The sequence below is a fragment of the Enterococcus mundtii genome (genome assembly GCF_013394305.1).
Lineage (GTDB): Bacteria > Bacillota > Bacilli > Lactobacillales > Enterococcaceae > Enterococcus_B > Enterococcus_B pernyi.
The window spans coordinates 923,947-944,824 of record NZ_AP019810.1 but is presented as its reverse complement, the minus strand read 5'-3'; the positions used below and the strand labels follow the sequence as shown (position 1 = coordinate 944,824).

Annotated in this window: 21 protein-coding genes; all 21 read left to right on the top strand. The window is 39.7% G+C overall.

All coding sequences use genetic code 11. The features are described from left to right. The first annotated feature begins 15 nt into the window (after window positions 1–15). Window positions 16–723: a DUF5677 domain-containing protein gene (locus HZ311_RS04520; protein ID WP_192923783.1), complete on the top strand. Its 708-nt coding sequence runs from the start codon at window positions 16–18 to the stop codon at window positions 721–723. 46 nt (window positions 724–769) lie between these two features. After that, the gene (gene terS / locus HZ311_RS04515) at window positions 770–1,666 is read left to right on the top strand and encodes a phage terminase small subunit (protein WP_178946493.1); all 897 of its coding nucleotides are present in this window, start codon (window positions 770–772) and stop codon (window positions 1,664–1,666) included. Next, window positions 1,641–2,936 carry a PBSX family phage terminase large subunit gene (locus HZ311_RS04510; protein ID WP_178946492.1) on the top strand — a complete coding sequence of 432 codons (1,296 nt, stop codon included), beginning with the start codon at window positions 1,641–1,643 and terminating at the stop codon, window positions 2,934–2,936. The genes terS and HZ311_RS04510 overlap by 26 nt, the downstream gene beginning before the upstream one ends. A gap of 14 nt (window positions 2,937–2,950) precedes the next feature. Continuing rightward, window positions 2,951–4,489 (top strand): phage portal protein, encoded by a 1,539-nt coding sequence (locus tag HZ311_RS04505; RefSeq protein WP_010733983.1) that lies wholly within the window; start codon window positions 2,951–2,953, stop codon window positions 4,487–4,489. 4 nt (window positions 4,490–4,493) lie between these two features. Beyond that, window positions 4,494–5,642 (top strand): phage minor capsid protein, encoded by a 1,149-nt coding sequence (locus HZ311_RS04500; RefSeq protein WP_178946491.1) that lies wholly within the window; start codon window positions 4,494–4,496, stop codon window positions 5,640–5,642. Between the two features lie 233 nt (window positions 5,643–5,875). Continuing rightward, a complete protein-coding gene (locus tag HZ311_RS04495) occupies window positions 5,876–6,466 on the top strand; it encodes a phage scaffolding protein (RefSeq protein WP_010733985.1) in 591 nt (196 codons plus the stop codon). 13 nt (window positions 6,467–6,479) lie between these two features. After that, on the top strand, window positions 6,480–7,367 hold the full coding sequence (locus HZ311_RS04490; protein ID WP_010733986.1) for a hypothetical protein: 888 nt from the start codon (window positions 6,480–6,482) through the stop codon (window positions 7,365–7,367). Then, a complete protein-coding gene (locus HZ311_RS04485) occupies window positions 7,364–7,528 on the top strand; it encodes a HeH/LEM domain-containing protein (RefSeq protein WP_023520208.1) in 165 nt (54 codons plus the stop codon). The genes HZ311_RS04490 and HZ311_RS04485 overlap by 4 nt, the downstream gene beginning before the upstream one ends. Window positions 7,529–7,554: 26 nt before the next feature. After that, entirely contained in the window at window positions 7,555–8,010 is a 456-nt protein-coding gene (locus HZ311_RS04480) for a head-tail connector protein (RefSeq protein ID WP_178946490.1), read from the top strand. Continuing rightward, the gene (locus HZ311_RS04475) at window positions 8,007–8,342 is read left to right on the top strand and encodes a putative minor capsid protein (protein WP_178946489.1); all 336 of its coding nucleotides are present in this window, start codon (window positions 8,007–8,009) and stop codon (window positions 8,340–8,342) included. Before HZ311_RS04480 ends, HZ311_RS04475 begins: the two co-directional genes overlap by 4 nt. Further along, window positions 8,342–8,704 (top strand): minor capsid protein, encoded by a 363-nt coding sequence (locus tag HZ311_RS04470; RefSeq protein WP_010733990.1) that lies wholly within the window; start codon window positions 8,342–8,344, stop codon window positions 8,702–8,704. Before HZ311_RS04475 ends, HZ311_RS04470 begins: the two co-directional genes overlap by 1 nt. After that, window positions 8,704–9,081, top strand: coding sequence for a minor capsid protein (locus HZ311_RS04465; RefSeq protein ID WP_010733991.1), 378 nt, complete (start codon window positions 8,704–8,706; stop codon window positions 9,079–9,081). The genes HZ311_RS04470 and HZ311_RS04465 overlap by 1 nt, the downstream gene beginning before the upstream one ends. Before the next feature lie 10 nt (window positions 9,082–9,091). Continuing rightward, window positions 9,092–9,568, top strand: coding sequence for a phage tail tube protein (locus HZ311_RS04460; RefSeq protein ID WP_010733992.1), 477 nt, complete (start codon window positions 9,092–9,094; stop codon window positions 9,566–9,568). After that, window positions 9,523–9,684 (top strand): HeH/LEM domain-containing protein, encoded by a 162-nt coding sequence (locus HZ311_RS16030; RefSeq protein ID WP_023520204.1) that lies wholly within the window; start codon window positions 9,523–9,525, stop codon window positions 9,682–9,684. The genes HZ311_RS04460 and HZ311_RS16030 overlap by 46 nt, the downstream gene beginning before the upstream one ends. 27 nt (window positions 9,685–9,711) lie before the next feature. Continuing rightward, entirely contained in the window at window positions 9,712–10,173 is a 462-nt protein-coding gene (locus tag HZ311_RS04450; RefSeq protein ID WP_178946488.1) for a hypothetical protein, read from the top strand. An 8-nt stretch (window positions 10,174–10,181) separates the two neighbouring features. After that, window positions 10,182–10,751, top strand: a complete 570-nt coding sequence (locus HZ311_RS04445; RefSeq protein ID WP_137072740.1) for a Gp15 family bacteriophage protein — start codon at window positions 10,182–10,184, stop codon at window positions 10,749–10,751. After that, window positions 10,744–15,783: a tape measure protein gene (locus HZ311_RS04440; protein ID WP_178946487.1), complete on the top strand. Its 5,040-nt coding sequence runs from the start codon at window positions 10,744–10,746 to the stop codon at window positions 15,781–15,783. The genes HZ311_RS04445 and HZ311_RS04440 overlap by 8 nt, the downstream gene beginning before the upstream one ends. Continuing rightward, the gene (locus tag HZ311_RS04435; RefSeq protein ID WP_178946486.1) at window positions 15,776–16,606 is read left to right on the top strand and encodes a phage tail family protein; all 831 of its coding nucleotides are present in this window, start codon (window positions 15,776–15,778) and stop codon (window positions 16,604–16,606) included. The genes HZ311_RS04440 and HZ311_RS04435 overlap by 8 nt, the downstream gene beginning before the upstream one ends. A gap of 8 nt (window positions 16,607–16,614) precedes the next feature. After that, window positions 16,615–17,643: a phage tail protein gene (locus HZ311_RS04430; protein WP_178946485.1), complete on the top strand. Its 1,029-nt coding sequence runs from the start codon at window positions 16,615–16,617 to the stop codon at window positions 17,641–17,643. Next, on the top strand, window positions 17,643–18,689 hold the full coding sequence (locus tag HZ311_RS04425; RefSeq protein ID WP_178946484.1) for a hypothetical protein: 1,047 nt from the start codon (window positions 17,643–17,645) through the stop codon (window positions 18,687–18,689). The genes HZ311_RS04430 and HZ311_RS04425 overlap by 1 nt, the downstream gene beginning before the upstream one ends. Then, entirely contained in the window at window positions 18,690–20,876 is a 2,187-nt protein-coding gene (locus HZ311_RS04420; protein ID WP_137072730.1) for a BppU family phage baseplate upper protein, read from the top strand. Window positions 20,877–20,878 lie beyond the last annotated feature (2 nt).

Here is a 20,878-nt window from a genome sequence, read left to right as displayed (position 1 = left end):
AAGGAGATCAGTAGTTTGAATAATGATAAACTGACTATTACTGAATTTGAAAAAACATTAGAAATTGTTTTTTCAAAAATACCTGAAGAAGAAAATGAACTGAAATTCTTGGTTTCATCTGACATTGGCTTTGAAATTTTGAATTTAAAACTATCTATCAATATTCTATTAGATAGAAAACATTACACGGGAATCTTATCCCTAATAAGAACTATGATGGAAAATCATATATATTTGAAATATATATTGGAGAAGAATTCGAATAAAAGAAGCAGAGCTTATCAGTTAAATGTATATAGAGATGTGAAAAAACAATATGATGCTCAAAAAAAGAATAAAAAGCTACAAAAAATGATTGCTCAAGATCAATGGTTAAAAGAGCAAACAGATTTATATGAACAAGATGAAGCTAAAATAAAACAATATTTAAAAGAACTTGATTCACTTTATGGGCACAAGCTAGTACCTTGGTATAACGATGATGGAAGTACAAAAGGAATATACAAGCTGTTTGAACGTATGGGTAAATCCGATTGGTACGATGGCATATATAGATACTTATGTATGGAAGCCCATGGGAATAATGGATTAAAACATTTTGAAATGTTAGATAATGGTATGACAAAATTAAAACCAACTATATTGAATGAAAAACAAATTAGTAGTATAAGTTGTAAAATTCTGAATGAAACAAGAAAAGAATTAGCAAACTTGATTTCTTAGAAAAACAAAACTCAACCTAATCAGAATGTGAGGTGGTGTATATTGAATGGCAAGAAAGCGTGATCCAAGACGTGATGAAGCTTTCAAATTGTTTGAAGAGTCTAATGGAACAATAACTAACCGAGAAATTTCTGTAAAGTTATCTGTCCCAGAAAAAACTATTTCAGCATGGAAATCACGTGACAAATGGAATGAAGTACTGCAAAAAGATGAATGTAGTACTTCAAATAATCATTGTAGTACTGCAAATAAAGGTGGCGCACCTATCGGTAACCAGAATGCCATGGGGAATAAAGGGAATAGCAGCGCATCACCGCCATCAGGCAATAAGAACGCCTTGAAAACTGGCGAATATGAAACAATATTCTTTGATACGTTAAGCGATGACGAGAAGGACATCTATTCAAGTTTGGATGATGATCCTTCTTGTGTTTTATCTGAAGAAATACGGCTACTGAAGATTCGACAGCTACGAATGATGAAAAGAATCAAAAAAGCCGAAGAAGGGTTAAATGAGGAAGAAGTTGAGCGGCTGCAACAGCTAAGAAAAATAAAAACTCCTATAGAAAAAGATGGTAAAAAGCTAGAAATCAAACGTGAAGCAATGCAAGATATCCAAGTAAGTAGAAAAGTATACCGTAAAATTGATGATATTCTTTCAATTGAAGATTCACTAACTCGGATTAGTAACCAGTTGACAAAATCGATTAAACAACTAAATGAATTATCCCTATTAGGAGGAAAAGTTGTATTAATGGAAGAGCAAAAACGGAAAATAGCCTTTGAAGCGGATATTCTCGAACATAAAGTCTCTAAACTTATTCTTAAACAAGGTGAGCAAAATAAAGTACAGGGACTTATTGATATCGGCCAATCGCTTATTGGTCCAATAAAGAAAGAGGAGGAGAGTGATACAGATGAGCCAGTTGAAACTATCGACTAAGCAACAAGAGACTATTTTCCAATCGCTCAAGGGAATTCGGATGGAATTGAACGAGGGAACGATTCGTTCAGGCAAAACCATGTCAGATGCGCAGAAAATGGCGTTGATCTATGCAGGACATCCCGACACCAATCATCTTGTACTTGCTTATAACCAAGAACAAGCTTACAGAATGTTTATGGATTGTGAAGGGTTCGGACTGGAACATATCTTTGCCAGCTGTGCTGAAATTCGACACGATGAGCATGGAGATCATTTATGGATCAATCTACCAGAGGGAGAAAAGCGGATCTATTATAAAGGCGGCGGAAAAGTAAATGCTGTCGGCGCTATCACTGGTATGTCATTTGGAACTGTCACTTTTTTGGAATTCAATCTGCTTAACAAAGCGGTCATAGAGGAGGCTTTTCGTCGGACTAAAGCTTCTAGTTTTCGTTATCATCTCGCTGAACAGAATCCGCCAGCACCAAATCATCCGAACCTAGAAACTCTTAAACCTTTTATAGAAACTGGGTCTTTTAAGTTTCGTCATTGGCGACCACAAGATAATCCTATTTTAACGAAACAAGCTTTGAAAGAATGGGAAGCGGAATGTAAAGTCTCCGAGTATCTTTACAAACGAGATTGGCTAGGTGATCGTGTGATGCCTGAAGGTGTGATCTATTCAATGTTTAACGAAGATACTCATCTGTCGAAGGAAATCATTGGCAAGTCTGTAGAAGCGTTCTTTAGTGCAGACGGCGGACAAAGTGATGCAACTACCTGCTCCTTAAACCTTGTTACGTGGAAAGATGGAGAATATTATCTCTATCGAATGGCTAACTTCTACCATAGTGGTGCCGACACGGGTGTCACGAAAGCGATGAGTGAGTATGCCAAGGAAATTAAGCAGTTTAAAGAATGGTGTTATAAAGAGTGGTCATGGCTGCCTAAACATTCAAAATTCTTTGTCGATCCAGCCTGTAAGTCATTGAGTGAGGAATTACGTGTGTTAGGAATCGTCACAACAAAAGCAGACAACAACTCAAAAGACAAAGTAACCAGCAATGGCACTAAAATTGAAATAGGTATCGAACGTATGCAAAGCGCCTTTTCAAAAGGACGCTTTTTTCTTTACGATCATGATGGCAAGTATGGTCACTATCATTTCATCAAAGAATTAGGAATGTACGTTCGGAATGATTCTGGCTACCCAGTGGATAAAAACAACCATGCATTAGACGAATGTCGTTATGCGATTAATTATTTTACGAAACGCTATGTTCTTTAGCAGGAGGTGATCAGGTGTCATTTTGGCAAGCAATAAAAAGAGTTTTTGGAAAGGGGGCGGTTGCGATAGGAGCGAAAAAAGAGCTACAAAGTATTTTAGATCATCCAAAGATTCAAATGAGTCGTGAAGAATATGATCGTATTCAAAACAGCTTGCTTTATTACCAAGGGTACACGCATTGTAATTCTGATCAGAGAGCAAAGGCGAATATCAATATGGCCCGCAAGGTTGCTACTGAATATGCGAAGGTAATGTTCAATGAACAGGCAGAAATCACGATCGGAAAAGACGATAAATCAAAAAAATATGATGAAGCTAGCGCTTGGATAGAGTCTGTGTTTCAACATAATGACTTCAAGCGTAATCTCAGTAAGTATCTTGAACCAGCAATGGCTCTTGGTGGCTTAGTTGTGCGACCTTATTTCAATGATCAATCAGGACAAGTGGAATTTTCATGGGCGCTCCCGGATGCCTTCTTTCCATTGGAAAGCAGTACAAATAAGATCAGTCAGTGTGCAATGGCATTTAAAACGATCAAAACCCAAGGGAACAAAACGTTCTATTATACCTTGTTAGAATTCCATGAGTGGATCGATGGTGAGTATTGGGTCTCTATGGAACTATACGAAAGTGAAAAATCTAATGTGTTGGGGATGCAAGTATCTTTAAACACATTAAAGCAGTACGAAGAGTTTGAGGCGGCTGTTCATGGTGAAGAAATTGAACGTCCAATCTTCTCTTATTTTAAGACAGCAGGTTTTAACAATATCAACCCATACTCACCACTTGGTGTTGGTGTGTACGATAACTGTAAACGAACACTTGATCGATTAAATAAAGCACTTGATGCGTTCGATCATGAAATTGACGTGGGAAAGAGAAGAGCGGCCTTTCCTGAATCTATGCTAAGTGGAATTCCTGACAAGGGAACAGGCGAAACGAAATTAACCTTTGATAAAGATGATGACTTCTATGTCATTGTTCCTGGTACGAACCCTGATGAATTTAAAATTACTGATTTAACTCATGATATTCGAACAGAACAATACATCGGAGCAATTAATCATCGCTTGCGACTTCTAGAAATGGAAGTGGGGCTGTCGACTGGTACGTTCGTTTTCGATGGTGCCGGGGTACGTACTACGAATAAGACGGCAACTGAGGTAATCAGCGAGAACTCGCAAACGTATCAGTCAAGGAACCAACAAACAACCGAATTAGAGGAATTCATTCGGGATGTTGTGCTAGCGCTGTGTGAGCTAGGTCGAGCCACAGAAGTTGATGGGAAACCACTATTTAGTGGTGAATCTCCAAATCGTGAAGAGATAGGTGTGAACTTTGATGATGGCATATTCTTAGATAAAAAGTCAGAATCTGATTATTATCGTGAACTGAAAAATGATGGGCTGATTCCCGGATGGTTAACTTTAGCCAAAATAATGAAGTTGCCTGAAAGTAAGGCAAAAGATCTTTACCGACAAGCGCAATTAGATGTAGTTGATGAGACTACTGGTAAAATACGAGATTCTGGATACGAAGACTTCGAGGAGTGATTGAATGGCCATTACACCTAACCAGTTAGATATTGAGGCTTCTTACATTCAAGATGCTTATATGGCGATGGAAGATGAGATCATGAGGATGCTTGTTAAGCATTTGAAAATGCCAACTCGAACGCCTTTGAATGAGGACAACGCTTTTCATTGGAAAATTGAAAAGATGCATCAATTAAATTTATTGAATCAACAATCTTTGCAGCGATTGGTCAATGAAACAAGTCAGTATTCTTATGATCAGCTACGTAAAATCATCGTGGATATGGGGTTTGAAGTCATTTCAGATCTTGACAAAAACTTATCTCAACAAACTGGAAAAGAACCGCCATCACGAACTGAGATTGACAATGTGATGGAGTCGTATCTTAATCAGCAATGGCGAGATCTCGACAATCATATCAATCAAACGCTGATCGACACTAATTATCCGAATAATCCACTGGCTAAGATGTATCAACAAGTTTTAAACGATACTGTGGCCAAAATCATCGGAGGCACAAAAACGCCACAACAGGCACTTAGAGAGTCGATCTATGCGATGGTGGAAAAAGGGGTGATGACGACCTTTGTCGACAAGGCAGGGCGTGAATGGAGCCTTGAGCGCTACGTACGGATGGTTTTGAAAACAACAACTCACCATGTTTATCAGGATCTACGACTTAAGCGAGGGTTAGAGCATGGCATTGTCACAGCAATTATGAGTAGCCATATGGCTGCACGACCACACTGTGCCCATATCCAAGGCGGATGGGTATTGCTTGTCCGTAAAGAGGATGCGCCGGAAGAATTACGGCACATTCCATCGATCTATGATCATGGATACGGTGAGCCTGACGGAACCCAAGGTATTAATTGTCGACATCGATTGTACATCCAAATCTATGATCCGGATCTTGATATTCACATGAAGCAGTATGATCCAAAGCAAGCGATTGACAATGCAAACTTGGTTGCCAAGCAACGACGCATGGAAGTCGCTATTCGTCGTGCCAAGCGGCAGTTGAACGGAGCAACGACAATGGACAACAAAGAAGATGTTCTGCACTTCAAACAACTGGTCAGACGACGTCAAGCAGCACTGCGTACTTTTATCAATGAGCATGATCAATTGTTACGTCGGGATTATTCGAAAGAGCAAGTGTATTCATAGAAGGAGAAAGTATGGTGGAGGATTAAAGCAAATTGAGCTTATCTGAAATCTTACTAACATTTTATGAAATTGGTCTTGCTTTGAAGTTTGAGGATTTTGGTTTGTTTAGTCTAGCTTGCTAGGCTTTTATTTTGTCCTGAATATGACATTAAACTGTTCATCTACCGAGTGAGCGGTATAACTCACACTCTAAACTGGTACCAACCAGAATAAAAAGGAACGGAGAATGAATCATGGAATGGATCAAAGAAATTTTATCAAAACACGTCGGAGAGGATGGGAAGTTTGATCTAGACGGAGCGACAAAAGAAATAAAATCAGAATTTCCGAAAAATGCTGTGCCTAAAGCTGATTTTAACGATAAGTCTCAAAAGCTAAAAACTGCAAACGAAGATTTAACCGCCGCAAATGCGCTTGTTGAGCAGTTGAAAGCATCAAACAGTGGAAATGAAGATCTGCAAAAACAAATTGATGACTATAAAAATCAGTTAGAAACCGTAACCGCTGAAAGACTAGCAGATCGTAAGAACGCTGCGATCGAATTAGCTTTAACACAAGCTGGAGCTAAGAACATTACAGCTGTGAAAGCTTTGTTGAAGGCAGATGAATTGGAAATGACTGACGAAGGAGTCAAGGGATTAGATGATAAAGTAGCCTCACTGAAAAAAGATGAAGGCTATTTGTTTCAATCAAGCGATCCTGCACCACAGCCAAAGAAAAAGCAGTTTGTGGCTGCTGGTAATACAGGTGGTGGTGAGCCACCTAAAGAAAAAAGCTGGAAAGATAATCTAGCAGAGAATATTGCAAGAACAAAAAATAATTAGGAGAGTGGTTTAAATGCCAGTAATTTTAGACAGTAAGGATTTAGCGAAAATCGACAAGGAATTTGCAGCTGAGTCGCAAGTATGGGAAGTATTGACACAAGGGGCAAAAGATATTACAGAAGCTGATTTTGTGGGGACTCATGAAGTTCGTGTAAATGAAATGCAAGGATTTACTGCTGCCGATTATAAGCGAAATAAAGAAAATGAACGGAACAATATCTCAGTTGAGAAGTCAACTTTAAAATTGGAAAAGGAACGTTGGATGGGCTACGACATGGATCGCTTAGATCAATCGGAAAATGCAGCCTATCAAGTAGGTGCGGTCATTGAAGAGCACACTCGATTGGTTACGATTCCTGAGAAAGATCAAACCGCTGTTGCTCGTTTGCTTGAAGCTGGATTTGATACTTCTGATAAGATTTACAAAGGAAAAACGGTCAAACAAACAATCACTAAATCTAATATTTTAGATAGCTTCGACGATGCTGAAGCGTACATGACTGACACAGAAGTCATTGGTCAGTTTGTGGCATTTATGTCTAGTGATGCCTACAAAGCATTGAAGAATGCAGATGGAGTTTCTAAAACTTTTACCACCAACACTGTTCAATTTAACGGTATCGATCGTCGTGTCGAGATGCTTGATGGCACGAACATCATCATCCAAAAGGTTGCTAAGAATCGGTTGCAGGTCGATGAAGACAAGCATATTAATTTCATTATGACGCCTATTACCGTTGCTAAGCCAATCGAGAAGTACAATACGATTGATTTGGTCCCTGCTGACCAGGATCGTGGCGGTTACCGTGACACCATCAAAGGGTTGGATTATTACGATTGCTTAGTACTTAAGAAAGCACGTCCAGCAATCTATATCTCTTATGATGACCCAAAAGCATGACCCCGGAAGAACCGGGGAAGTCTGGGGTAGAAGGTAAATCATTAGTCATCGATGACATGAAAGTTGATGAGCTTAGAGCTGAGTTAGATCGTCTTAGCATTGAGTATTCATCTGCTGCCAAGAAACCAGAATTAATTGAGCTGTTAAAAGAGAGTGAATAACCACTCTCTTTTTTGGAGGTGAAACCATGGAACGAATAAGACGTAAGGCGTTGAACGAAATCTTTGACGATCAGGAAAATATCGATCCATGTGGCTACTTGTCTCTTAAAGAGTATAAACGCTTGGTAGACAAAGAAACAGAACTGACCGAAAAAGATTTCCGGAAGCTTCTCAGGAGAGCCAGTGCATTGTTGGACATTCAAACAAGACGTTTTTATCATCGGAATGATCTCGAGTCAGATATTCCGATGCGGCGCGATGCATTCAAGTTGGCTGTTGCTTATCAAATTGAGTACATGCATGAGGCTGAAGCCACTACAACGTTCGGCATGCAAGAGCCTGACAGCTGGTCCATTGGGCGGATGAGCGTTTCTAAAGGTAAAGGTGGTTCGTCATCGACAAACGAAGTATCCCTGCTTTCTGGGGACGCTATGCTGCAGTTATCTGGCACAGGGCTGTTATATCGTGGGGTGAGTCGATGAGAATGCCACCAAAACGTTTTTTTCCTCATGCGATGATCTATCGCAAGAAAAACGGAATGGGTCCACGAGGTGAGCCAATTCTTGAAGAGGATCTTGTGATTGATCATGTCCGCTTTGATGACACAGTCAAATTTGAGCCGAGGGATATTGATGGGAAAGTACAAACGCCTAATGCATTGATCTCTATGGTGAAAAAATATACTGGACCATTACCGGAGTTTTCAGTTGCAGATCAAATTGAAATCTTTGGCGAACAATACACAATCACAAAAATCGTTCCGTTGCTTGTTGATTCTCCTGAACCATTCGCTTATGAATTGGAGGTAGTTTAATGGGAGCATCTGTAAGAATTGATTTAAGTCGAGCAAAGATAAAATTAAGTCATTCATCTATACAAAATGGACGGCACGAAATGGCAAATAAAGCTCATTTAGATATGAATGAAAGATTTGTTCCTATGAGGAGCCAACACTTGAGAGATATGTCTTTTGTTGAAAGTAATGGAGAAAAGATTACTTGGAATGCTCGATATGCTTTGGCTCATTATCACGGAGGGTTTACAAATAAGTTTGGAACACAGGTAATATTTTCTAATTATACTACACCGGGAACTGGTCCATATTGGGATAAAGAAGCAAAATCTATATTTATGTCTAGTTGGTTAGAAGCATTCAAGAGGGGAGCGAATTGGTAATGGATTTTATTGATCAGTTGCTAGAAGTATCGAACCAAGTACCAGTACCAGTCCGTATTCACTCTTTAGATAAAGACGAGTCGATGCGTCTAACCGCATTACCTGGAGGTAAAACGGTCGAAACTTTTATGGATGGATCAAAACAAAAAGAACTAAATTATGAATTTGTCTATAAAACAAAATGTGAAAATGCAGATCGGATAATGATTGAACTAGGTGAGTTACTAGAAGAACAAGAAGATATTCCATCTAGTAACAATAGTTATCAATTTGTTGGAATAACAATTGTAGATGAACCTTTTTTTACAGGTTATGACGACAAAAAATTTCTGTATTATCGATTAGCAATCAAAGCAACATTATATTTTGATAAATAGGAGGAATATTATGAAACGAAAAAAAATTGCGCTAATTGGATTTGAAATTCAAAAATTGAAAGATGGAAAAATTACTGAAGATGGTTGGGTTCGTTTAAAAAAAATTAAGAGTGTCTCTGATGCCTCACAAGAAGAAGTTGACGATGGAGACGGTTTCTTTGATGGGTCGGGAGAACCAGAGCAAACGATCACCTCTCATCGACTAGGCTATAGTTTTACGGGTGAATACTTTGAGGGCGATGAAGCATCTGAATTAATTGATGAAATGATTGGTTTATTTGGAGATGATCGGAAAATTGGTTTTCGAGTAACAGATGATCGAGATAATCCCAAAAAGAAAAGGGAAGGAATTGCAACTTTATCAAGTCCTCAAACGAAAACTGGAGGGGCTACTGAATTTGGTAATATTGAATTTACTGTTCTATATGATACTACACCTAAATGGGAACCTTATTCAAAGCAGACAGCCCAGAGCCAGAAGAACTGAAAGCTACTGGGCTAACTATGCCAGAATTAAAACAAACACTTGATAGTAAAAATATAGAATACCCGTCAAATGCTAAAAAAGACGAACTAACTAAAATATTGGGGGAGGCTTTATAGCCTTCTCTTTTTTATATGGAGGTAATTATGAAACAAACACTTGATATCGATATTGAACTCTCTGGCTTTCCAGTAGGATTTACAAATCCAATTACTGGTGAGCGTGTTGAAATCTGGTTTGATAGCTCATTGGAAAATTTAAAACGAATTATTGTAGAAGAAAACTATGAGGAATTCGACATATACGAACAAAAACTTAAAGAAGATTCTATCCACGAAACTAATGTTGAAACAGTCATAGAACATGCTAAAGGGACTCTTGAATATCAATATGATTTTTTCTTTGGTAAAGGAACATTTGAAAAATTATATGAATGTGTACCAGATTTTGATGCACTTGAACGTGCTTATGAACCAACTATCAAAGCTATTGCTAAAAAAGTCGAACAACAAGCAAAAAAAAGACAAAAGGATAGAGAGATTGCAGCAGAAAAGCTAACCAAGGAGTTTCAGAATAAGAAAAAGCAAAAAGTAGCAAATAAAAAGTAGGTGGTGACATGAGGTTAAATGACCCAGAAGTCACTTCCTTTTTTTATAAAGAACGTGAGTATTTGATTAATTTGTCATTTGATATTGTATTAGATGCTTTTGATGTGTTAAACGAGGCAATATTCACTGATTATGAGAAAGCTTGTCTATGTCTAGACTTATTAATTGGTGAAGGTTGCTATCAATCTGAGGATGCACTTAGTCTATGGGTATTTATTTACGACCAATTTATCCATAAGGAAGTTCCACCGTTCATTAAATATAGTTTTTACGGAGAGCCACTTTCTGTGGAAGAGCACGAACAATTAATAGATATATCAGCGGATGCAGAGACTATTTACGCTTCTTTTATCCAAGCATATAACATCGATTTAATTGATAAACAGGGAATACTGACTTGGTCCAAATTTAGAGCTCTTTTACATAATCTGCCTTCAGACACCCCACTTAAACGAATTATGCAGATTCGAGCTTGGAAACCAGGAAATAATGATTCAGAAGAATATAAGCAAGATATGACAGATTTACAAAGATACTATGCCTTAAATACTGATAGAGAGGAGGAAGATAATGACTAAAGATGGCAAAATAAGTATTCTGATTGATGTCGACGCCAAGCAGGTTCCTAATGTAATAAGTTCAATTGAAAAAAACTTTGGACAGTTAGGAAAAAATGCTGATGATATTACAAAAAAAATTGGTAATAATATGGGTGCCAATACTGAGACAGGAGCGAAAGTTGCTAATCAAGCAGTAGATTCAGTTGAACAGTCGATGACTGATTTGGGAAGATCGACTGATACGGCTACTGTCAAAGCTGGGAAATCATTAAGCGAAAACTTCGAAGTGGGATCTAAGGCCGCTAATACCGCAACAGATAGCGTGGCTAAAGGAGTGGCAGATCTAACTTCCACGACGAGCACTGAACTAGCTAAGTCAGGACGTATCATGGGTGAATCCTTTGATTCTGGTGCCAAAAATGCCAATCAGGCCAATGACAGTGTCGTTAAATCAGTCACAAGCTTGGTTTCTTCTGTGGAATCTTCTGCACCTAAAATTGGTAAAGAGCTTGGTGGCTCCTTTCAATCTGGTGCCAAGGAGGCGACTAGCGCTTTAGATGGTATCGGGAAATCAAGCAGTAACATGTTAGCCAGTATTGAAGCGACGTCACCTAAGGCAGGTAGAAGCATCGGTAATTCGTTTGAAGCAGGTTCCAAGCAAGCAGCTAGCGCTCTTGGATCTATAGAAAAGTCCTCTGCGCAGATGGTTCGTCCTGTTGAATTATCAGCAACTAAGGCAGGAAAGAGCATTGAGACTAGTTTAGAAGCTGGTTCCAAAGACGGAGCAAAGACTGTCAGTGATGCGGTTGATGCGATGAAAAAGGATCTTACGTCATTGGGTGATGAAGCAGAAAAGTCTGGTGCTAAAATGAGTACCTCCTTTTCTCAACCAGAGCCAAAAGCCAATTTGTTAACAGGCTCTGTGGGCAAACTAAGTGCAGCAATGTTGATCACAAAAGGAGCAACTACAGCACTAACGATGGCTAAAGGTTCATTAGATGGTGCATTTGGTCGTATTGATACTTTGAATAACTTTGAAAATACGATGACCCGTTTAACAAGCAGCTCAGAAGAAGCAGCTGCAGGGATGGAAGGCGTTCGAGATGTCGTTGTTGGTACAAACTACATGCTGGATAGTGCGGCACAGACAGTTCAACGTTTAGTGATGCAAAATGGTTCATTAGAACAATCGACGAAAAGTTATCAAATCTGGGGTGATGCAGTTGCCATGTATGGTGATGGCGCTGCAGAAACAATGGATAATGTGATGGATGCAATGATCCAGATGCGAGCAACCGGAACGGTTAACATGGCACAAATGGATCGTATGGTTCGCCGTGGAGTAGATCCTTGGAAAATCTATGAAGATGCGACTGGTATGAGTATGCAAAGTATTCGTGATGCGTTGCGTGATGGCGAAATTAGTGCCAATGAGTTTTTTGATACGGTTGAACAGGCTATGCGTGATGGTGGGAATGAATTCACATCGGTTTCTGGAATGGCTCAACAAGCTGGGGATACTTGGGCAGGATCGTTTGCCAATATGGCTACTGCAACAAGCCGAGGAACAGCAAATATTATCGCATCTATGGACGAGGCATTCTCAGAAACACGTTTTGGCTCGATGAAAGAAAACATCCAAGGATTTGGTAAAACATTTGAAGGTGCGCTAAATGGGATTGCTGGTGTAATCCCTCCTGTTGTTTCGGCTGTTGATACGATGACCGGTGGGGTTATTGCTGTGAAGAACGCAGCTGTGACGGCTTCACCAGTGATTATCGGATTAGGAACTGCATTTGGTGGACTACTTATTGTACAGAAAGTAGCTATAGGAACAACAAGTTTTATCCAAATGTTGAAATATTTAACTGGAGCTACTTCTGCTGCCACAATGGCTACTAATGTTAATACAGTTGCAACTAAGTTGGCATCAGGTGCTAATACAACCAATGCGGCTTCACTTAAAGGTGCTATTGCAGCACAAAAAACTTATGCTATTGCAACTAGTGCTTCTGTAGCGGCTACAAAAGCACTTGGAGTAGCTAAAGCATTAATACTAAATCCTGCATTAGCTCTAGGGGTAGTGGCGTTAGGTGCAGCAGGATATGCAGCTACCAAGATGGGAATGAACTTCTTTGATGCTCGAAAAAAAACTAAGGAATTAGCAAGTGAATTAGATGGATTAAAAGACGATCTAGATAATGTCGGAAAGTCAACCCAGTCCAGTGCAAAAGAATTTGAATCACAAGCTAAAGTGATCGAGTCGAATACAGAAAGAAACAAGGATCTAGCAGCTGAATTACAAAGGCTTTCAGCAATTGAAGATAAATCGGCTGCGGATAAAAAATTGATGGCTGATACAGTTGATGAACTGAATAATTCAGTGACTGGTCTAAATCTCTCTTACGACGAAGAAACAGGCTTGCTTAATGCAACCACAGAAGAAATAAACAAACGGATTGAAGCTTCTAAAGGAATGGAAGAAGTCAATCGGCTAACCGAACGACAAAAGACGTTGAATCAAGAAGCTGCAGACATTGAATCCTCATTAACTGAAGTAGCCAAAGAACGTATGAGATTAGAGAAAGAAGCCTCAGAATCTGGCGTGGATGGAAAGAAAAAGGTTAAAGAATCGCTGGAAGGACTGTCTCAGAAGGAAGATGAACTTCAAAGTTTACTTGTTGAAAATCAATCTGAACGAAATCAATTGTACACGGAGGAGCAAGAGAAAAGGCGAGCAGTCGCAGAGACAGTCTCAGAAGCTAATTCTCAGATGATTACTTCATGGAATGTTCTATCTGATGCACAACAAGCTGCCTTGGAATCTATGAATAGCATGTACAAAAAGCTGGTAGAAGAATCAGGGAATGCTTTTAAGCAGATTGAACAACAAGAAGCGATAAGCTTAGATCAAATGAAAGAAAATCTACAAAAAAATGCTGAAGCTATGAGAACGTGGTCTACCAATGTTGCCATTTTGGCGAAGGCCGGTGTAGATGATGGCATTATTATGCAACTTGAAAAATTAGGTCCAGCAGGTGCATTACAAACGCAACAGATGGTAGATGAGATGGGGTTAAATCTTAGTTCATTAGCGGAGTTAGGTGGAGAACATACAAAAAAACTGCTGGAACAAATGGGTCTTCATATGGAGGACCTACCAAAAATATCAGCTGAACAATCGGCGTGGTTTGTTGAAAATTTAGATCTTGAATTAGGTAAATTACCAGAAACAGCACAACAGCACATTAGTGATTTAAATGGGACTGCGGATGCAACGATGAAGCAAGCGATGGCGAGTATGGGGAATATCGTTGGTGAAGAAACGGAAACTGTTGCTGAAAAATTTGGATTAATTCCAGAAAAAAGTGAGGCATCTTTACGGAGAGGAACAGAGGGGCGAGACTTTGCACAGTGGGGACGTCAACCTGTCGAAGAAATTGGGGATGGGATGGTAGAGGCAACCGCCAAAGTAGAGGAAGCAGCAAAGGAAGTTGCTCAAACGTCAGAGAGAGTTATGGGCCCTCAACTAGAACAAACAGACTACGCCTCAATGGGTACAGCACCACCAACAAAATTGGGGCAAGGAATTTTAGATAATATTACTTCAGTAGAAGAAGCTTCTAAAGAAGTAGCACAAACTCCAGAAACAATGTTTCAGGAAACCATACAAGCAAATCGTTATATTCCGACTGGTAAAGAAACAGGTAAAGGATTAAGTGAAGGAATTAATCAATCTAATGCTGATGTTGAGTTAGCAGCCAAAGCTATAGGAATGATACCAGAAAATACTATTCAAGCTGAGATGACTACAGAAAAAACTAAGGAAAGTGGAACAGAGGTAGGTCGAGGGATAGCACAAGGGATTGATAGCAGTCAAGAGGCTGTGCAACAAAGTGCTAAAGCTGTCGCAGACACTCCAAATAATGAACTATCTAGCCATATGAACCAAGGTATCTATGCTGAGTACGGACAAGCAGTGGGAGAAGGTCTTGCAACGGGAATCGCAGCCACTAGTCCAGTGGTTGTTGCGGAAGTAAATAAGTTGGTTGACCAAATGGTAAAACAAACTGACATTGGTATCAAAAATATGACAGTAAGTTTTAATCAAGTTGTTCCTGATGTAGCTAACGCGTTGAGTGCGCTTCCTATGGTAGCTTCCAATAGTATGAATTCTATGAATATGAGTTTCCAAAGTGGATCGCAAGTACAATTAGCTACTGTGAAAGCTTTGAATAGCAATTTGATACGTACCTTTACTAATACGCCAAGTGAATTTCAATCGATTGGTCGAGATATTATGAGTCGGTTGAATTCTGGAATGATGGCAGAGTCGAGCAGGGTTGTCGCAACTTCCAGAAATATATCAAATAGGATTGTACAATCCTTCAATCAGTTGCCAAATCAGATGCAAATGACAGGTCGCAACGCAATTAGTTCATTAAATAGTGGAATGAATTCATCTGTAAGGCAACCTATTTTAACTGCATCAAGAACTAGCTCGGCGGTTGTATCTGCTTTTTCAGGATTGCCTAACCAGCTAAATGGAGTGGGTCGTGATGCTATGGCTGGATTGAATGCTGGATTAAATGCCGGTACAGCATCTGTATTGGCAACCGCAAATAGAATTGCCAATCAGGTTGCCGCCACCATGAAAAGCGCATTGGATATAAATAGTCCTTCGAAAGTCATGGCGAACGAGGTTGGACGGTGGATTCCAGAGGGGGTTGCCGCAGGTATCGAAAAATATGCAGGAGTTGTTTACCAAGAGATAGATAACTTGTCGGCGGGCATGTTGAAAATTACCACGCCAGAAGTTGCTTTAGGTTCTGCACGTATGTGGAGAGAGCTTTCCAACGAAAAAATCAGTCAAACGATTGTCCACCAATCTTCATCAGTAGATATGGCTGAGTTGGCACGGGTGCTGAATAGTCGTCCAATCAAGGTGAACTCAATCCTAGATGGAGAGAAGATTTCCAGTACTTTTGACCAATCTCTAGGAAGACAAATGTATAAAAGACAATACACAGGGGGTGTGGGTTTTGCATGATGAAACACAAATTTATTTAATCTGTGAAGAAGGAACTATCCATTTCAACGCTTTATTTGAAGGGATAAGGATTGCAGATGTGGGCCCGGGTTCTCCTGAGCCTGTGTATCATTTTGAACAATTTTCAGGAAGCGATGGAAGTCGCCTGGTTAACTTTGCCTACGACAGCTTTCCATTCTTCTTGGTTTTCCGATTGGCTTCGCGAAATCTGTACGATTGGCGACTGGTCGTTAACGAGATGAGAAGTTTATTTTACAGAGAGGATCCTTACTACATTTGCTATTCTGGAGAGCCTGGGAAACGATTTAGAGTTGTTCCGGAGCCCTGGGAAGTACAAAAAATCATGCCTCAAAAAGGAATGTTCGCCCTTTCTTTCACGGTGTTCCCTGGGAGCTCCGAATCAATCGCAAGTACTCAGTCTAACTTTGACTTAGAAGAGGACTGGCAATTTTCACAAGGTTTAGTGGCAGAAGAGTATCAATATACCCATGAAACGAGTCGGTTTACTATTTTTAACGGGGGAGATTTCACGATTGATCCCAGAGAACATGACTTAACGATTCGAATCGAAGGGGAATCAGACGGAGAGTTTATCTTGTTCAATCGAACCACCGGTGATCGTTTTATTTATTACCCGCCACTGCATCGTCGCTACGGAGAATCTTTAGTGCTAGAAAGTGTCTATCCGCGTAAAAATGGGGTCTCTTGCGGTATTGATACGAACCATGGAGTGATTACATTAGCACCCGGCGAAAATCACATTGAATTACAAAATATCAGTCGTGTGAAATCCGAATGGGATTTCCGATTTCTTTATAAGTAGGTGAACCAATGTTAACGATTCGAAATTATGAAGAAACACAAGAAGAACTCCTGACCGATTACGATCAGGGGTCTTTTTATGAAAACTGGCAAATGAACGAAACGTGGGAAGTCGGTTTTGTTATTCGAAAAACAGTTCGAAATAGTGTTGTGTATGATTTAGTGACTTACGAGTCTTCTGTCATCTTTCAAGGCCAACAATTTGTCATCAAAGAAATGCAAGAGTCGGCAGTTGGAGAAGCGGTGTATAAAAGAGTAGTGGCGACACATGTCTATTACACGATTCAACACGGGTATCAATACAATAAAATTACGGGTCGGCGAACCCCGATGCAACTCTTGATGCACATACTAGGAACAGGTGCTCGTGGTTTTACTTGGCAGTTAAGCGGTGGGTTTCCAGCAACCGATAAGGAAAACTTTGGAGATGCGAATTATTTACGGTTGATCAATGAAGTCCTACAGGACTTTCGTTTAGTTGTTGTTCCGGATAATAAACATTTACGCTTTATGTCTGCAGATGCGTTTGGAAAAAAAGTCCATGAGCCGATTCGATTTAAGCATAATACGGATGAAGTGACATTCGATATCGACACGTACAACTTAAAAACCCAGATTCGTGGATTTGGCGCATTAAAAGAAGGTGTGGAAACAGATAATCCTCGGGAGAGTGATTATGTTTTTCCTCCAGTCACACTTACCAGTCAAGAATCGGCAAAATGGGGGATTCGAATTCAAGATCCTGTTCGAGATGAACGCTATCATCATCAGGAAAGTATGATGGAACGCTTAAGAAATGAACTACAAGATACACCAAATATTTCAGGTGTTGTTAAGTTGAAGTGGAAGACGCCAATACAAAAAGGCGATCATGTTCCCTTTATTTACGAGCCGATGGGAATTTCTACGTATATCCAAGTAGTTGGGCTTAAAACATTTCCCTTAGTACCGAAGAAACCACCTGAAGTGGTTCTCTCGAACACTAAAAAAACAATGACGAAACTATTGGTTCAATTACGACAGAAAGGAGTGGTGTAATGAATTTAAAAGAATTAATCAGTAATCGGATTTCAAGTGAATGGAAGAAACTATTTAACCATAATGTCCGTGAAACAAAACAAGAAGTCGACTCAATCCATACACAACAGCGTGCCACCAACCAACGTATTTCTAATCTAGTCCTTAGTGTCGGAGGAAATTCACCAACTGAAGTGGTAGATGCACGAGTGGATCATGAGGGTACGGCACACCCAACCTTAAACGATCGATTATTAAGCGGAGAACAAGGTGTTGCTAGGCGAATACGTGAGCTAAAATTTCAATTAGCCAATCAAGGGGCTTCAGTCGAACAGATTAACGAAGTCATTCAACAACTGTTTTCACCTAGTGCAGCAACATTAAACATCTACGTTTCTGCTACACGAGGGGATGATCGGACAGGAGTTGGATCAGAGGAACGGCCTTTTCAAACCATCCAAATGGCCGTCAATATGATTCCACTTTTAAATCTTTCTTCGATTACTATCTGGGTAGAAGACGGGGTGTATTTAGAAGATGTCCGATTAGCGAATATTCAGGGGAGTACATTGGTTATTCGCACCATTCAAAGTCAAGAAACGTTAGCTCCAGCTACTCGTGATTTGCCTGTAAAAGTCAGAAGTATTGGCTTTTTCTTCTGTAGTGGCTATTTTCAAATTTTAGGTATTCAAATAGTGGATACTGCGAATGCTCCTATTTTCCAAGGCAGAAGATATGGGATCATGAATGAGCAAGGCGGTTATATGGCGATCGCTTCTTGTAAATTTGGGGAGTCTACCCAACAAGCATCTTATAATGCGCTTTACTGTGGCGGGGCCTCGAAGATGAATGTTTATGGACGAACTACTTTTGTGAACCAAGCGCTTGCGATTCATTCACGACTTATGGCAGAAATTAACGTGGGAGATATTTCGGGTTCTGGAAATACCGTAGGTTTTCGTTGTGACTCAGCGACTTTACGAGGAACCACGCCTTCTGGTTTTGCTAGTACAGCGACTCAAACTGCAGGTGTCGGACTGATTGTAACTAAAGGGACGGTGTTGTAAATGGAAGAAAATCAGTTTTTTAAGGTGGCAAACAAACCCATTGTTATTGATACGGTCCAACAAGCTATCATTGACAACGGGACCACCTTTTATTCTCATGACCGTGGAACGGCAAAAATCGACTTCTTTTTAAAAAATGAAGGAGTGGCTTTTTCTATCCCGAAAGGAACACTTATTCCAATTCGATTAACGTTTCCTTTGGAGACGGCCGAGGATGGGCTAGCGAGACATGATTATTTAGCTGTGGTAGATGATCCGGTCAATGGTCATGTGCATGTTGTATTAGAAGAGAATATTTTAGGGTATCAGGGAGTTGTAGAGGGTTCTGTTTATGTAAACTTTCCAAATCAACAGTCCCTTGATACTGCTGGACGATTTAGGTTCAGGATCCATCGTAGTCCTTTGGAAGAAACGACAAATGAAATTGATGCCTATTACTTCAATGGGTTTAATTGGTTTGCCCAGCAAGTCGAAGAATTGACGGATTCAACCAAACAGGAGATTGAAAAACTATTTGCTCGAGCAAATGACCAATCGGTTAGTTTGGAAGAAAAAGTAAAAATGCTGGATGAAAAAATTAATCAAACTGAGCAACAAATCAACGAGCTAGGTAATCTAAAACGGATGTACTCAAACAGCATTGATTTTGGTAATTTCGACTATTCAGGGAATCCTAACCTAGCTATGACTGACTCAGATACATTTAAATGGGGAGACGGTGGTGCGGTAACATATGAAAACGGTGAATATACCGTTGTAATGGACGGTAGTGGAAGATTAGTCAAATGGAATACTAACCCGGAAACAAGTGTGTACTTAAAGGATAAAACACAGTATACGATGAGTTGCGAAATGTATGTGGGGGCTGATTATACAGGGGATGTTACACAAGTTTTTGCTAACTATGCTTATACAGATGGTGGACAAGTTCTTATACAAACTTCACGATTACCACGTGATGTGCCTAGAAATACATGGGTTACGGTGAAAGGGACTTCGACTATAGATTATCAAGGCCGTGAGCCTAAAGTATTATATTTTACTTGGCAAACGGTAAGTAACACGACAATCCCAACAGGAACACTTAAAATAAGAAAGCTAAAAATAGAAGAAGGTGCAGATGCTACACCGCATCAACCTAATCTATTAATTGCACCTTATCAGATTTCAAAAGTACCATTGAATGCTAATTTGGGTAATAAGGAACAACCCTTCCCATACTCATCTAATGCTTGGCTTTTTTACGCTAAGGATATGACAGAAAACTTTATTGTAGGACAACCCTATACGTTAACATTGAAAGGTACGAAACCTACCACACAATCATTTAGAGTATACATTACAGGTCAAGAGAGTAGATGTAGGATAGATGATATGTTACCAGTAGAGGGCGTAGCAGATACTTGGAGAATTACTTTTACACCAACAGCGGATAACCTAACAGGTAGTGCCTCACCAAGTAACCTAAGGATATATCAGATGCCTTCTGGAACAACAGGGGCTGTCAGAATTGATTGGATAAAAATAGAAAAAGGAGATACGGCAACACCACCAATCGCATTCTACAAGTACTTTGGTGAAGGTTTGAAAGACAGTAATAATCTATACGACTATAGCTGGGATGTTACACCTGAGTACACTGAAAAAAGATTGAACGACAAAGTAAGTCTGACAGAGCCACAGTCTATTGAAGGAACAAAGGATTTTTGTGACCATCCTTATATTGAAGGTGAACGTATATCAACTGAAAAGTTTGGAATATCCTTAATTGGTGGAAGATTAGTAGGAGTACCTGTTTCGAATGGCACTGTTTTAAATTGGGGTAATCCGTATGCTTATGATAATGAGCGATCAAAAACGAATGATTTATTTACACTATCTGAAGATAATAAAACTTTAACGATTCTAAAAAACTGTGCGCTCCAATTTGTCGGTAAATTTACCTGTCAAACGAACGATGACAGTTACCATGCTTATCTTGGGATGCGTGTAAACGGAGCGAGCGACTGGCGTGTAGCTGGTATCGCTGGTTCATTGAATTGGCGCAATGATGTTGGCTGGTTTTGTGTAAGAAAGTTTAATGCTGGAGAACATGTCACGCTTGTGACAGAAACTAATTTTACCACTGCTTCAGTGAATAATTGGGGTGTTGATCAAGTGTATATCAAAGAAGTTTTGGTAACATAAAA